This window comes from Sorangium sp. So ce362 (assembly GCF_051519845.1).
GTDB lineage: Bacteria > Myxococcota_A > Polyangia > Polyangiales > Polyangiaceae > Sorangium.
Genome location: NZ_CP150332.1, coordinates 265,870 through 279,521, shown reverse-complemented (window position 1 = coordinate 279,521; position 13,652 = coordinate 265,870). Strand labels below are relative to the sequence as shown.

The window sequence follows — 13,652 nt, the reverse complement described above, 5'->3', positions numbered from 1 at the left end:
ACGGCCGGTCACCAGCGCCCGATACATCCCTCGACCTTCGCGGCCGTTCCGCGCCCCGCCAGGTGACACCGACGGCCCCGACCAAGGCCTGCGGGCGTTCACCTCGCCCCCGCAGCCGCTCCCCCGCCTGGCGCCGTCGCCCTCGGGATCAGCTGTCGTCCTCCTCCGACTCCGAACGGGAGCCAATGCGGGTCGGGGTGCCCTCCAGCCCGGCGCTCCGCCAAGCTTGATTCAGCCCCGCTCTAGACGCCGCGCGCGTACTGGCCTGGCGTCGTGCCGACGATGCGCCGGAAGTGCCGGTTGAGCTGGCTCTGGTCGTAGAGGCCGACCCGCGGGGCTATGTCGCACGGCCTCACGCCGGCGACGAGCATCTCCTTCGCGCGCATGATCCGCAGCCGCGTCAGGTACGCGTACGGAGACATGCCGACCTGCGCGCGAAACGCGCGGCACAGGTGGAACTTGTCGAGGCCGGCGTGCGCGGCGAGGTCGTCGAGCGTCACCGGCTCGGCGAGCTGCTCCCGCAGGAGCTCGAGAGCGCGGCGCACCGGTCGCGTGTACTCGCACTGCGCGTCGCCGACCGCCGCGAGCGCGTTGATCGCCTCGGCGACCGCGACTTCGAGCTCGAGACGATCGGCGCCGGCGCGCACAGCGTGATGCAGGCGGTGGAACGCCGCGCCCCGCTCGTCACCGGCGGCGAGCTGCGGGTGGACGCAGACCTTGCCGATCACGCTCTCGACCATGGACGCCGAGAACGCGACGCACTGGCCCGTGCCCGGGCCGTCGCGCGAGATGTCGCGGTGCACGTCGCCGGGTCTCAGGATCTGCAACGAGCCAGGGCCGCAGCTCCACACCTTTCCGCGGCACCACCACTCCGAGCGCCCGACCTCGACGCGAGCGATCGCGTACATTTCCTTCATGCCGGCGTAGAGCTCGCCGGTCGACCAGCGCGTCACGCTCACGCCTGGCACGGGGACAGCAAGGAGGTCGGCTCGGGTCGCCACGCTTCTATCCTAGGACCGACGCGCCCCCTCGGCTTGGGCATTCTTGGCCGCACTCTCGACCGCCAAGGATCACCAAGGCAGCGCCCGCGACGATCGCTATCCAGGGGACATGCAAGACAGACCCGTCGCCCTGGTCACCGGGGCCAACAAAGGTATCGGCCACGCGATCGCGAAGGAGCTCGCGGCGCGCGGCCACACAGTGCTCGTCGGCTCGCGCGACCTCGCGCGCGGCGAGGCCGCGGCCAGGCAGATCACCGGCGATGCTCGCGCCATCGCGCTCGACGTCACGAACGCCGACTCGATCGCCGCCGCCGCAGCGCGGATCCGCCGCGAGCTCGGCCGGCTCGACGTCCTCGTCAACAACGCTGGCATCGCCAAAGGCCCAGCGCAGAGCGGGGTCACGGTCGACGAGATCGCCTTGAGCGGGAGGCCGAGCGTGGCCTCGCTCGCCGACGTCCGCGACGTGTTCGAGACCAACGTGTTCGGCGTGATCGCCGTGACCCAGGCGATGCTGCCGCTCCTCCGCGAGGCGCCGGCCGGGCGGATCGTCAACGTGTCGAGCCGCCTCGGCTCGATGACATGGCTCAGCGATCCCGCCACGTCGGTCCGCGGCGTCGGCGGCGTCGCGTACAGCCCGTCGAAGAGCGCGCTCAACGCGGTGACGATCGCGTTTGCGCACGAGCTCGCCGGCACCGCGATCAAGGTCAACGCTGTGTGCCCCGGCTACGTCGCGACCGATCTCAACAACCACAGCGGAACACGCACCGTCGCCGAAGGTGCGCGCGAGCCGGTGCGGCTCGCGCTGCTCGGTCCCGACGGACCGACTGGCACCTTCTCGGACGACGCAGGCCCGATCCCCTGGTGAGGAGACAGCCTGCGGGACGTTCGGCCGCGGAGGCCATGGCGCCGGCGGGCGGCGCGGGCGCTCAGTCCTTCCAGGCCCTGGCCTCGCGGGACTTCAGGAACAGGGCCACGTCCTTGTAGTGCTCGCTCTGGTTGGCGAACTCCACGTAATTCCGGGCGCGCGCCAGCCACTCCAGCGTGGTGGGGCGCTGCGCCGCGAGCACCGCCTCCACGTGCTTCATCGTGAGCGGCGGCTCCGTGCCGGTGTCGAGCGCCTCCTCGATCACGCGGTCGAACGCCTGCTCCACCAGCGCGCGCAGATCGGCCCCGCTGAAGAGCGGCGTCATCCGCGCGAGCTTCTTCAGATCCAGCCGCTCCGCAGGCCGGCCCGCGAGCGCGATCTCCAGGACGCTGCGACGCGCCGCCTCGTCGGGGGGCGGGACGAACACAAGGCGATCGAAGCGCCCGGGCCGCTTGAGCGCGTCGTCGACGTCCCAGGGCGCGTTGGTGGCGCCGAGCACGAGCAGACCCTTGTTCTCCGAGCCGATGGAGTCGAGCTCCTGGAGGAGCTGATCCACGAGGGGGCGCCCCGCGCTGCCGTGGTGCTTGCGGCGGGCGAAGGCGAGCGCATCGAGCTCGTCGAGGAACAGCACGCCGGGCGCGTGGGCGCGCGCCTCCTCGAAGGCGTCGTGGAGGTTGCGCTCGCTCACGCCGACGTAGGGGTCGAGGATGTCCTCGATGCGCACATTGAAGAAGGGCAGATTGCACTCGCCCGCGGTCGCGCGCGCCAGCAGCGTCTTGCCGCAGCCGGGCGGGCCATAAAGGAGAATGCCCCCTCCCGCCTTGCGCCCGTATTTCGCGTAGAGCTCGGGGCGCTGCAGCGGGAGGATGATGGCGCGGTGCACCGCCTTCTTCACCTCCTCCAGGCCGCCGATCTCCGCGAAGGTGGCCCGCGCCTCCTCGCCGAGCTTGCGTCGGTCCTGCTGGCGCCCCTCGGCGCCCGCCGCGGCGGCGGCGCGGCCGCTCGACGAGTGCACGAGCCGGAGCACGCCCTTCTGGTCGAGCTTCGCGTCGAGCCGCGCCTGCGTCTCGGCGATCCCCTCCACGAGCCCGGCCTTGCGCGCGGCGTCGAGGCAGCGCGCCGCGGCCTGCAGGCTGCCGGCCTCGATCGAGAGCCTCGCGGCGTCGAGCAGCGACTCGCGCGGCAGCTCGCCCGCGTCGAGCAGCGCCTCGTACTGCCGCGCCGCGTCCGCAGGGCGGCCCGCGCCCTGGAGCATCTCGGCGAGCAGGAGCCGGAGCGGGTGGTTGTCGGGGGCGGCCTCGAGCGCCTTTTCCAGCGCGGTGATCCGGTCCGAGCTCATCGCGATAGACCCATCCAGCGCCGCAGGAGCGGCGGCATGATCCAGCTGTAAAGGCAGTAAGCGACGTAGGCGAAGCCGAAGAGGCCCGCGGCGACCCGGTTCCCCGTCGCCCGTAGCCCATAGAGGACCACCATCGCCGCGATCCACAGCGGGATGGCCCCGAAGCGCTGCATCGGCCAGAGGGGCCGCATCAGCCGATGCGAGGCGAAGCGGGCCTCGCGCGCGGCGCCGGCGAGGTCGTGGTCGCCCGGGTCGAGGCGCGCCGCGGTCCGGAGGTGGCGACCGGCCTCCTCGACCCGGCCGCCCTCGAGCATGGCCTGGCCGAGCAAGTGGTGGGTGAGCGCGTCGTCGGGATCGGCGGCGAGGCGCGCTTTGCCGTGCCGGGCGAGCTCCTCGTCCTTGCCCTGCAGGTAAGCCACGATCATCCGGGCGCGCGCGACGCCGCCCGCCTCGGGATCGATGCGCGCCGCCTCCTCGACGAGCCGCGCCGCCTTGTCCACCTGGCCCTCCTTGGCGACGAGCAACGCATAGCGGCAGAGCGCGGGCGCGCTCTCCGGCGCGACGCGCAGGCAGCTCAGAATGGCCCGCTCCGCCGCCGCGGCGTCGCCGAGCTGCGCCTCGCAGTCGCAGAGCAGGTAGAGCAGGTGGGGCGACTCCGGCGCGCGCGCGAGGCCCTCGCGGGCGGCGCGCGCGGCCTCGGCGGCCTTGTCGAGCGCGTGGAGCGCGGCGGCGCGTAGCGCCCAGAGCTCGGGGTCCTCGAGATCGGGATCCGCGATCCGCTCGAGCGTCTCGAGCGCGCGGCGCGGCTTGTCGACGTGGAGGTAGTGGCGCGCCAGCGCGGCGGCCTGCTCGGCGTCGCTCACGGCCGCGCTCCGGCGGGGAGCGCGGCGAGCCCCGCGAGCACGGCGAACTGTAGCGCGAAGCCGGCGAGGATGACGGCGATGCCGGGGATCCAGAGGGAGGCGTGCTCTCCGCCGGCGAACTGGAAGCGCCGGTCGGCGAGCTGCTGAAGGCGGCTGTAGGCGAGGTAAAGCAGCACGCCGAGGACCTGGTTGGCGAGCCGGATCCCGCGGTAGAAGCCCGGCGCGTCGGCCGACGCCTGGCCGTACGCGGAAAACTGCGCCCAGCTCCAGAGGACCAGGATGGCGGCCAGGGCCGCGAGGCCGAGGAGCAGCATTCGCCGCCGTTGCTCGGCCGGCAGCCGCAGGCGCCCGGCGTTGATCATGCCGAGGAGGAACATGGGCACCACGCCGCCGAGCACCCCGATCCAGAGCTGGGACCGGAGCCGGAACGGCCGCTTCCCTGGCGCTGCCTGCACCTCGCCGGCGTCCTGCAGCGTCGGTGTCAGCAAATCATCCGTGGGGCGCTTGCCGGGTCGAGCCACGGACGCAGTCTACCCCACGCGGCCCGGCGTCCGCTGCCCTTGTCGTTGGACGAGGCGACGAAACGCTCGATCCAGTGGCGTGCCTGCTCTCCAGTCACGAGCGCCCGACGTCGCCCTCGACCTGCGCGGCCGCGCCGAGCTCACCTCCCCTTCGCCTCCCCCGCGCCGGCTCCGCTCGCAAAGCTCACGCGGGGGCGGACGTCATTCATCCTCCTCCGCCGCGCCGCGCGCCAGCGCCGTCTCTCCACCGTTCTTGTCAAGCTCGATGAGCCGGCAGGGCGTCGCCTTCCGGATCCGCTCTGCCAGCGGGCGGGAGTGCGTCGTGATCCACAGCTGACTCCGGGATGCCGCGTGCACAAGGAGGTCCCCGAGCGGCCCGAGCAGATCCGGATGCAGGCTCGTCTCCGGCTCGTTCAGCGCCAGCAGCTGCGGAGGCCTCGGGCTCAGCAGCGCCGCCAGGAGGCAGAGATAGCGCGCCGTGCCGTCCGAGAACTCGCGCGCGTCGAGCGGCCGCGACATCCCTGGCAACCCGAGCTCGACGCGGAAACGCCCCTGCGTCGAGGAGACCTCGAGCGACGCGCCAGGGAACGCGCTGGAGACGGCATCCTGCAAGGCGCCCCTGTCGCCGATATCGAGGATCGTCGCCAGCGCCGCGGCCAGATCGTGGCCATCGGTGCTGATCACCGGCGTCCGCACCCCGACCTGCTCGACCCGCAACGGCGCGCCGGAGTCGGTGCGGAAGTGATGATAGAACCGGAAGTTCATCAGCTTTTGCCGCACCGCCGAGAGCAACGGAAAGCGGTGCGGCTCCACCACCTGCGCCAGCACCGACTCCGAGCCCCAGAGCGAGAAGGGAAAGGTCACGCGGTGGCCGTCCACGTCGCGCGCGAAGGCCGAGCCCGCGGCCCGCTCCAGCATCGGCAGGCGGCGGCGCTTGTCGAGCAACCAGAGGGTCTCTTCCTTGATGTCCGGGTCCAGCGCGAACGGCCCCGCAGGCGGCGGCGTCAGCCCGCACTGAAGCTCGTAGACGAGCTGATCCAGCCGCACCCGCAGCGTCATCCGCACCGGGCCTTTGCTGCGCTGGCCGGCCCAGAGCACAGACGGCATCCCCCCCTCCTCGGCCAGGGTGCGCGCGAAGGTCCCGCTCGCCGCCGAGCCGAGCAGCACCATGGTGCGATAGAGGTTTGTCTTGCCGACGCCGTTCGGCCCGACGATGACATTGACCTGCGCGAGGGGGAGGGTCAGCTCGCGGATCGAGCGATACCCCGCGACGTGGAGCTCCTGGACCGTCATCCCGCCCAGGATAGCCTATCGTGGTCACCCGCCACCCGCGCCGCGACCCCAGCTCGCCGGCGATGTGGCCGAGCTCGACAAGGTGGACGGCGACGGCCCCGAGCTCGCGCAGCGCTTCCACCTGGAGGAGATGAAGCCCTGCCGAGGTGCGAGCCGCCCCAGCCCCCCCTCCCCCAGCGCCCCTCGTCGCGTCCATTCCGCCGCTGGGCGGTGCCGCGGAACCGCGGCGCTCTTGCCCATGTGGCCGCCTGCTCGCCGACCGATCGGTTGACGAACACCTCCACCAAGGGGCATTCCGCTCCCAGCGGACGCGCCGGGCGGTCGTGCGAGCCCACGCTCGCGAGCGAGATCGATCTACTCGGTCTCACTCGCGGATAGCTCTATTCCTAGCACGCCGCAGGCCAGGCGAGTACAGGAGGCGCAGATGTTGGCCTCTGGCCCGGCGACGAGCTTCGATTCTTTATCGGTCTTTCCGCAGAACGAGCATGACCTGGGTACCGCAGTTTCTATTACGTGCGCGATCCCACCTTGGGATACGTCGAGCTGGCCTCCGGCTCCAGTAAGCTCCTCGGCGACGGCCATTGCGGCATACATCAGCTTGATGGAATCGCGTGTTGCAGCAAGTAGTCCTTGCGCGATGGCTGTGGACGTTTGAGCAAAAACGGCCAGAGCTGACGCTGTTTCTCTACAGTGCCCCAGCGTGGACTCCGCATTGGCAATAGTGGCGTTCACGAAATCATGGTATCGATTCAGCGCCTCGCATCCGAGATACAGATGCTCTGTCGCGCGCCCGAGATGCTCGGCTGCTGCACTTCGCGCGACCTGAACCAAGTCTTCAACCGCCGTGATCTCGTCGTCGAGCGTCATGCTGCAGACTTCCTGAACTACTGCGCATTCTTGAGACACGCGCGAAATAGTAAAAGAGCAGCCGCTATACACGGCAGTCGGAGGTTTGGCGGAGACTTGTTGCAAATTTTCACGTTATGCTTAAACGCCTTGCGACACTGCTTCTTCGTCCATTCCGGCAATATCGATCCATCGCCCGTCTCGTTCTCGTCGATTGAACACGGTTCTTCCGTGGTCGTCGTGCTCGCCGGGAAATTGTAGTTGTTGGCACTGATTATGTCAACGCAATGGGTGGCATGGTTCGCTGTCTCGGCCATCGATCTTGTGCTTATTCCCATCATGCCCAGGAATCCGAGCGATAAATACCAGCATTTTAACGAAATCCTCTTGTTCCCATAGCACGGATCCATGCACGGCGTCGTTTCCTCGTACACGCAGTTGACTGTGATGCGAGCGATCGGCTTCAGCGATTGTGGTCGCGGCGTAGTCGAGTATCGGGAGGCGCACGTCGGCGAGCTCAGGAAGAGCGCCGGAGACTCGGCCAGCTCGTAGGCTTCTCGGGCGTCCGTGACTCGTTCGACAGCAAGCGCGCTTGAGCTCTCCCCCCGGCGCGTATCGCCACGGCCCGCCGCCGATATCTCGTCGGGCTCGCCCCTGTCGTGGATCGAGAGCACACTGGCCACCGCGCGTCTTGGGGCTGCACGACGTCGCCTGCGAGCCGTCACGGTGTGCTGACGGACGCGCACGCACAGCGGGACGACGGCGCCCGTGCGCCAGCGTCACCCGCGATCACGGCCGGTCGCGGCGCCATGGTCCGGCTGCCGCTGACAGCGCGCAGCGGGGCGCACCCGCGTCCTCGCTGCGAAGCGCGGCCGTCTCGGAGGGCATGGATTCGCGAGGATCTGCCCGCACCGCGAATGCAGAGAGGGTGAGCACAGCCATGATGGCTCCGAAGACGCCGAGCCCCATGAAGGCCGCGATGCCGACGTGGAGCGCCACGGTGGCCGCGACCCAGAGCCGCCGGGTGCGCCGCGGCCAGATCATGACCGGGTAGCCGGTCTCGACGAGCAGCACCATCCAGCCTGCGCCCACCGCGAGCCATGGATAGTGGGCCAGCCAGGTGAAGTCGTACTGGCGATAATCCGGCAGGTTGAGCGTCCGCCAGATGGCATCGCCGTTCCACCATTGCTCGCCGAGCGCCTTTCCCAGCCCGCTCACGAGGTAGACGACGCAGAGGTGTATCTGCACCACGCGCAGGGCGAATCGCGCCATGCTCGTGGGCCCGATGGGCGCGCGGCCGAGCCATCGATCGAGCGACAGCGCCGCGCCCGCCGGCATCCACATGAGGTAGAACAGGAAGATGTTGGCGAACTGGTCTACACCGTAATTCGTGCTATCCGCCGTCATCATCAGCATCAGGTGGGAGGACCAGGCAGCCGCCGCGGCCACCCTCGTGCGCCATCCCGCGAGCAGCGCGACGAGGGCGAGCACATAGAAGGCGCCCACGGCGACGAGGATGGGCACGTCTCCGATCCCGAGCGGGGCGAGACGGTCTATCAGCCAGCTGAGCCGGACAAACCCCGGCCGTCCGAGCGCGTCGACGAGCGGTGTCTGGAGGATCCCCGCTCGCCCGTAGAGATCGAACAGCGCAGGAGCGACCATCCCCGCCTGGATGAGCAGAACGGAGGCGAGCCCGATCCGGAGCACGGCGAGCGGCGCTGCAGACGCAGGAGCGAAGGCGAAGCGCTCGACGGCCGCCCACGCTCGCGCAAGCGAGCGCTCCGTCGCAGCCCGGGGAGCAGCCATCGGCCGCGCGTTCACGGCGCCCTCCCGTTGCTCTGCTGCGCGCGCAGGAGCTTCGCGTGATGCACGAATTTCGCTCGGTAATTCAGCGTCCACCCTGTGGTCTTCCCCTCGCGGTACTCCGCCATCGAGGGGAGCTCGAACGTATCGAGCTGGACGACGACGCCATCGGCGCCTGGATGCCTGGCGAGCACCTTGCCGGCCCAGGAAGCCACGAGCGAGCGCCTCACCCTCTCATCCTGCTCCAACGAGAACATCCCGATGATGTTCCTGACCCGGATATCTGCTTCACGGCTCACCCCCGTCTCCAGGGCATCGGCGGCGATCTCCCCGTTGGCGCCGTTCACCTGAAAGCGTGCTGAGAGCGTCGTCCCGACCCCCGGAGCGAAGAAGGAGTACCCGCTGTCCGCTCCGGAGAGCAGGCCGTAAACCTTCACCGCCCGGCGCGCCCAGCCCTCGTCGCCAATGTGGACGTGCAGCGCGCCCAGACAGACCACCACGAGGTGCGCCGCCGCCGCGGCGAGCAGAAGGATGGCGCGTCTTCGGCCCATGGCTGTTCCGTTCATGCAGCTCACCCCCAGGGTGCCCGCAGCGCCGGCACCTTGCCCAACCGGACGACCCCTCTTGCCGGCACGGCGCCGCTGGGGCCGAGCGTCCACTCGACCTGCCAGCGGCGCCATGAACCGTCAGGACATCAGCGCTGCCCCGCCGTCAGGCTCACGACCGGAGTCGGGAGCCCTGCCCCCCACGGAGAAACGTCGGTCCGGAAACCCCAATAGCCGTGATAGCCGTGGTGGCCGTGATGGCCGTGGTGGCCGCCGTGGTGCCCGCCGTGGTGCCCGCCGTGGTGGCCGCCGTGGTGCCCGCCGTGGTGGCCACCGTGGTGCCCGCCGTGGTGCCCGCCGTGGTGGCCGCCGTGGCCGTGATGATGGCTGGGCCAGCTGGCGCTCGCGTCCGCCGAGCTGGGTACACTCGTCTCCTCGACGAGCGCAAGGTCCTGAATCGGCGTGGTGCTGGCCGCACGAGCGAGCGGAGCGATAGAAACCACCGCGGTGGCCACCAGAGCGCCGATCAATCTCAGCTGTTTCATTTTCGATTCCTTCCCTTCTACCCGAGCATGCTGACTGTCGCATACCGGGTGATGCAGGGTGACCATGCACGCTGCGCGCCGGGGTGCGGCTCAAGCGCGATCCACCGGCAAATGCAGCTGTACGAGGGTGAAAACGAGCAGGACACGGCGAAGCGGCTGGGATCGATCGATGGCTCCGGCATCGACGCTGTCGGCGAGCGACTGCGCGAGTACGCGAGGACTTGCTCGAATGCGCAACGGGGACTGAGGCTGCTGAGCCCGCCGGACCGGGATGAAGCCTGTTCCAGCCCCAGAGCCCGGTAGTGCGGTCGCGCAGACTCCCCAGAGGGGCCCGGGGCGTGCCCGGTTCGCTTGATTTTGAGCGGTTTCTCTGGATTCAGCTCAGTATTATCTTGTTATTTGAGCTCATTCTCTAGATCTGGCTTCCAATCAGCCAGATTTTAGCGACAATTCTCTGTATCCAGCCCAGTTCGCTCTAGAATCCAAGGCTGTTTCTCTAGATTCAGTCGACTTTTATCTTGTTTGTTGGCCAGGATGTCTCGATGCCGCTGATCCCCGCGCCCCCGCCGCTCCGCGCGGCTACGGCGCCGTCGAGCTGGCGCGCGCCGCCGGCGTGAGAACCGGCTCAGGCCTGCTCCGGACCTGTGACCCGACGTCCGCGGCGGGGCGTCAGCGCGTCAGCTCGCTTGCACCGCCGCCGCGACCGCGGCTTCGTGCGCCGCGGCGAGCTGCGCGTCGTCCGCCGTGACCCGCGCGAACGACGGCCGGCTGCAGATCCGCGCGATGTAGGCCGTGATCTCGGGCAGCTCGGGGATGAGCTTGAACGTCGTCATCCACTGGAGCGCCGTACCCCAGAGGATGTCGGCCGCGGAGAGCCGCTCACCGAGGAGGTAGGGGCCCTTTCGGAGCGCCTCCACGAGCGTGCCGAACATCGTGTCGTAATCGCTGTAAGGCGACATCCCCGGGGGCGCCGGCTCGCGCTTCATCGCGCGATCGATCATGGCCGGCTCGAAGCATGACCCGTAGTAGGCGAGCCAGCGGAGGTAGGGGCCTCGCTGCGGATCGCGCAGGGCCGGGGCCAGGCCCGCCTCCGGGAAGAGGTCGGCGAGGTAGATGAAGATCGCGACCTGCTCGGTGACCAGCGCGCCGTCGTGCGCGATGGCGGGGACCTTCCCGAGCGGGTTCACCGCGAGGTAGGGCGCCTTGCGCTGCTCGCCCGCCTTCATGTTGAGGACGCGCAGCTCGTGCGACGCGCCGAGCTCGTCGAGAAGGATGCGCGTGCCCGACGCGCGCGTGTTCGGTGAATGATAGAAGACGAGGTTTCCCCGCGCGGGCGTGGTCGAATCAGCCATGTCGTGCCTCCGGGCCGGACCCTACTGCCCGGGCCGGGCCGCGTATTGTAAAAGAGCGCCACGCGATGAGCTCGAGCGTCACCCCCGAAGGTCGCACCCTCGGCATCCTGAACCCCGCGGCGGGGCTCAAGAGCTTCGAGCTGCGCCGCCACGCGCCCGCGCCCGATCTGGCCGCGCTCGTCGACTGGCACTGGGTCGTCCGCTGGTCGCTCCCCGCGCCGTTCGAGCAGGAGATCTTGCCGCACCCCTGCGTCAACCTGGCCATCCAGGTGAACGGGTCGATCGTGAACGGGCTCGGGACGCGGCGCGAGGTCTCGCGGCTCGATGGGACGGGGCGCGTCGTCGCCACGAAGTTCAAGCCGGGGGGCTTCTTTCCGTTCGCGAGCTGTCCGATGCGCCGGCTGGTCGATCAGGTCGTCCCGCTCGTGGACGTCTTCGGTGACGCGGCGAGCGCGCTCGAGCGCGACGTGCTCAATCAACCGGACGACCTCCTCGCGGTCCGCGCGATCGAGGCGCTCCTCCGAGCGCACAGGGGTCCTTCGGATCGGGGCCTCGACGAGGCCATGGCGCTCGCCGCGCGCGCGCAGGGAGATCGCGACATCCACCGCGCCGAGGATCTCGCGCGGGTCGCGGGGGTCTCGGTCCGCACCCTGCACCGCGCGTTCGAGCGGTACATCGGCGTCGGGCCCAAGTGGATCATCCGGCGATCCAGGGTCCAGGAGGCCGCGGAGCGCGTGGCGTCGGGGGCGTCCATCGCGTGGGCGGCGCTGGCGACCGAGCTCGGGTATCACGATCAGGCGCACTTCATCCGCGACTTCAAGGCACAAGTCGGGTTCACGCCCGCCGCCTACGCGGCGCGCTGCGCGGCTGCGGTGCTCTAGTCGCGCGCCACCCAGCGCCGGCCCCGGAGCAGCAGCGCCGCCGGGGCGCGGCCGCTCGGCGTGACGCTCGGCGTGACGCCCGTCCAGGCCTCCAGCGCGCCGAAGGCCACCGCCTGGTCGGCCGGCGCGAGCGCGAGGAGGACGGCGCCGTGGGTCCCTCCCGGCACCATGAGACGGTGGGAGTCGCGGGCGCCCCCGACGTCGAAGGCGGCCGCGGTGTACGGATCGTTTTCACCGTAGATGAACAGGAACCGCTCGCCCTCGGTGGTGAGCCAGCCGGCGACGTCCTGCATCGCCGCGGGATCGAAGACCGCGGCCTTGCCGGGCCCGGGCTCGATGAACGTGGTGGGCGCGTTCGCGCCGGGGTAGAGGAGCAGATCCGCGATGTGCGCCTCGGCGAAGCTCGGATAGCCCAGCTCCGTCGCAGCCTGCCAGTAGTACGGCTCCATGCCGTCGAGGTCGGCGTCGGACCAGAGGCGGGGGGCGTTCGCCTCGTCGAGGAACGCCCAGACCGCGGCGTCGTCCGACGCGGCGGTCGGGACGCGCTCGCAGAAGCTCGCGTCCTTGTATTGCCAGAGGGAGAAGACCGACTCGACAACGGCGACCTCCAGGGCCCTCTCGGCGCCGAGGAGATCGTAGGTGACCTCGTTCTCGGCTTCCATGAGGTCGAGCATGGCGGGGCGGCGCAGCAGCACCTCGCGCTGGAAGCCCTGGAGGGCCTCCCGGCACGCGGGATCGCCGCGCTCGGCCACGAAATCGACGTAGCGCGGGTCGGCGGTGCCGGCGCTGTGCGGGGCCACGTACGCCACGGTGCCGTCGACGTCGGCGGGATAGAAGCGGCGATGGTAGACGGAGGTCATGCCGCTTTTGCTCGCGCCGGTGGAGATCCATTTGCCCTCGTAGAGCGGCCGGATCGACGCGATGACGCGGTGAAGGTCCGCGGCGGCCTGCTCGATGGTGAGCAGCGACCAGTCCGCGGGCTCCGGGCGGGAGGGGGTGAAGAAGCGGTGCTCGACGCGGATCTGGTTGGCGGCGAGCAGCTCGGCGGGCTCGTCGAGCCACTGGGAATCCGGGCGGACCTGGTAGCCCTCGGTGACGACGACCACGGGCGCGGCGGGATCCCGGTGGTGCAAGGTCACGCGCTGCTGGAACCGGAGGCCCTCGGGGTGGTCGTGATCGGCGGGCTGGTCGAGCTCCATCACGAAGTAGCGGTATCCCGGTAAGCTCGAGTCCTGCTCGACGGCGGTGAGGCCATCGATGTCCTGGAGCTGCTCGAGGAGGTCGCGCGAGTCGGCGCCGCCCGCGCCGCCGGTGCCATCGGTGCCGCCGGTGCCGCCGGTGCCGCCGGTACCGCCGGTGCCGCCACCCGCGCCGCCGGTGCCGCCGGAACCGCCGCCCGCGCCGCCCGCGCCGCCCGCGCCGCCGGTGCCACCGCCCGCGCCGCCGGCACCGCCAGTGGCCTCGGAGGGCGGTTCATTGGCAGCATCGTCCCCGCAGGCGGCGGTGGCCAGGGAGAACAGCGAGATGGCGATCCATGTCAGAAAAGGAGTGCGCATGTCGCGCGGACGCTACATGAACACGCGCCTGGATCGATCGGTTTCGCGCGGAATTCACGGAACGGTGCGCCGCCGGACGTCGGACGATCACGATGATCCCCCGACATGCGCTTTCGCCTTCTACTCCATGAGTCTGTACACGAGACCTCGGTGAACGCGCCGCGCGAGCTCGCCGAGGACGTCGAGGCGTGGCTCCCCGAGACCGGCGCGACCGCCGCCAGGTAACGGCGGATCGTCCTCAG

The 13,652-nt window shown here is 70.1% G+C and carries 13 protein-coding genes; 3 read left to right on the top strand and 10 right to left on the bottom strand.

Annotated features, from left to right (window positions below):
• Positions 1-242 precede the first annotated feature (242 nt).
• Positions 243-1,001 (bottom strand): helix-turn-helix domain-containing protein, encoded by a 759-nt coding sequence (locus WMF17_RS01115; RefSeq protein WP_437647535.1) that lies wholly within the window; start codon positions 999-1,001, stop codon positions 243-245.
• Between the two features lie 109 nt (positions 1,002-1,110).
• Between WMF17_RS01115 and WMF17_RS01110 the strand changes: the two genes are divergently transcribed.
• Entirely contained in the window at positions 1,111-1,866 is a 756-nt protein-coding gene (locus WMF17_RS01110) for an SDR family oxidoreductase (protein ID WP_437647533.1), read from the top strand.
• A 61-nt stretch (positions 1,867-1,927) separates the two neighbouring features.
• Here the strand turns inward: WMF17_RS01110 and WMF17_RS01105 are convergent, their stop codons facing one another.
• From WMF17_RS01105 to WMF17_RS01075, 7 genes are all read right to left on the bottom strand, one after another.
• Positions 1,928-3,205 (bottom strand): AAA family ATPase, encoded by a 1,278-nt coding sequence (locus WMF17_RS01105; protein ID WP_437647531.1) that lies wholly within the window; start codon positions 3,203-3,205, stop codon positions 1,928-1,930.
• Positions 3,202-4,068 carry a tetratricopeptide repeat protein gene (locus WMF17_RS01100; protein WP_437647529.1) on the bottom strand — a complete coding sequence of 289 codons (867 nt, stop codon included), beginning with the start codon at positions 4,066-4,068 and terminating at the stop codon, positions 3,202-3,204. The genes WMF17_RS01105 and WMF17_RS01100 overlap by 4 nt, the downstream gene beginning before the upstream one ends.
• A complete protein-coding gene (locus WMF17_RS01095) occupies positions 4,065-4,589 on the bottom strand; it encodes a hypothetical protein (RefSeq protein ID WP_437647527.1) in 525 nt (174 codons plus the stop codon). Before WMF17_RS01095 ends, WMF17_RS01100 begins: the two co-directional genes overlap by 4 nt.
• Positions 4,590-4,790: 201 nt before the next feature.
• Positions 4,791-5,882, bottom strand: a complete 1,092-nt coding sequence (locus tag WMF17_RS01090; protein ID WP_437600107.1) for an AAA family ATPase — start codon at positions 5,880-5,882, stop codon at positions 4,791-4,793.
• Between the two features lie 354 nt (positions 5,883-6,236).
• Complete coding sequence (locus WMF17_RS01085; protein ID WP_437600106.1) at positions 6,237-6,749, bottom strand: ClpX C4-type zinc finger protein; 513 nt, start codon at positions 6,747-6,749, stop codon at positions 6,237-6,239.
• Positions 6,750-7,517: 768 nt separating this feature from the next.
• Positions 7,518-8,534: an HTTM domain-containing protein gene (locus WMF17_RS01080; protein ID WP_437600105.1), complete on the bottom strand. Its 1,017-nt coding sequence runs from the start codon at positions 8,532-8,534 to the stop codon at positions 7,518-7,520.
• Positions 8,535-8,545: 11 nt separating this feature from the next.
• On the bottom strand, positions 8,546-9,082 hold the full coding sequence (locus WMF17_RS01075) for a hypothetical protein (RefSeq protein ID WP_437647525.1): 537 nt from the start codon (positions 9,080-9,082) through the stop codon (positions 8,546-8,548).
• 239 nt (positions 9,083-9,321) lie between these two features.
• On the opposite strand from WMF17_RS01075, the gene WMF17_RS01070 reads away from it, so the two are divergent.
• Positions 9,322-9,924 (top strand): hypothetical protein, encoded by a 603-nt coding sequence (locus WMF17_RS01070; RefSeq protein WP_437647523.1) that lies wholly within the window; start codon positions 9,322-9,324, stop codon positions 9,922-9,924.
• Positions 9,925-10,298: 374 nt separating this feature from the next.
• Here WMF17_RS01070 and WMF17_RS01065 read toward each other — a convergent pair whose 3' ends face one another.
• On the bottom strand, positions 10,299-10,973 hold the full coding sequence (locus tag WMF17_RS01065; protein WP_437647522.1) for a glutathione S-transferase family protein: 675 nt from the start codon (positions 10,971-10,973) through the stop codon (positions 10,299-10,301).
• 65 nt (positions 10,974-11,038) lie between these two features.
• On the opposite strand from WMF17_RS01065, the gene WMF17_RS01060 reads away from it, so the two are divergent.
• Positions 11,039-11,854: a DUF6597 domain-containing transcriptional factor gene (locus tag WMF17_RS01060; RefSeq protein ID WP_437647520.1), complete on the top strand. Its 816-nt coding sequence runs from the start codon at positions 11,039-11,041 to the stop codon at positions 11,852-11,854.
• On the opposite strand, the gene WMF17_RS01055 is transcribed toward WMF17_RS01060, so the two are convergent.
• Positions 11,851-13,410, bottom strand: a complete 1,560-nt coding sequence (locus WMF17_RS01055; protein ID WP_437647518.1) for a S28 family serine protease — start codon at positions 13,408-13,410, stop codon at positions 11,851-11,853. The two genes, WMF17_RS01060 and WMF17_RS01055, sit on opposite strands and share 4 nt — an antisense overlap.
• Positions 13,411-13,652: the final 242 nt, after the last annotated feature.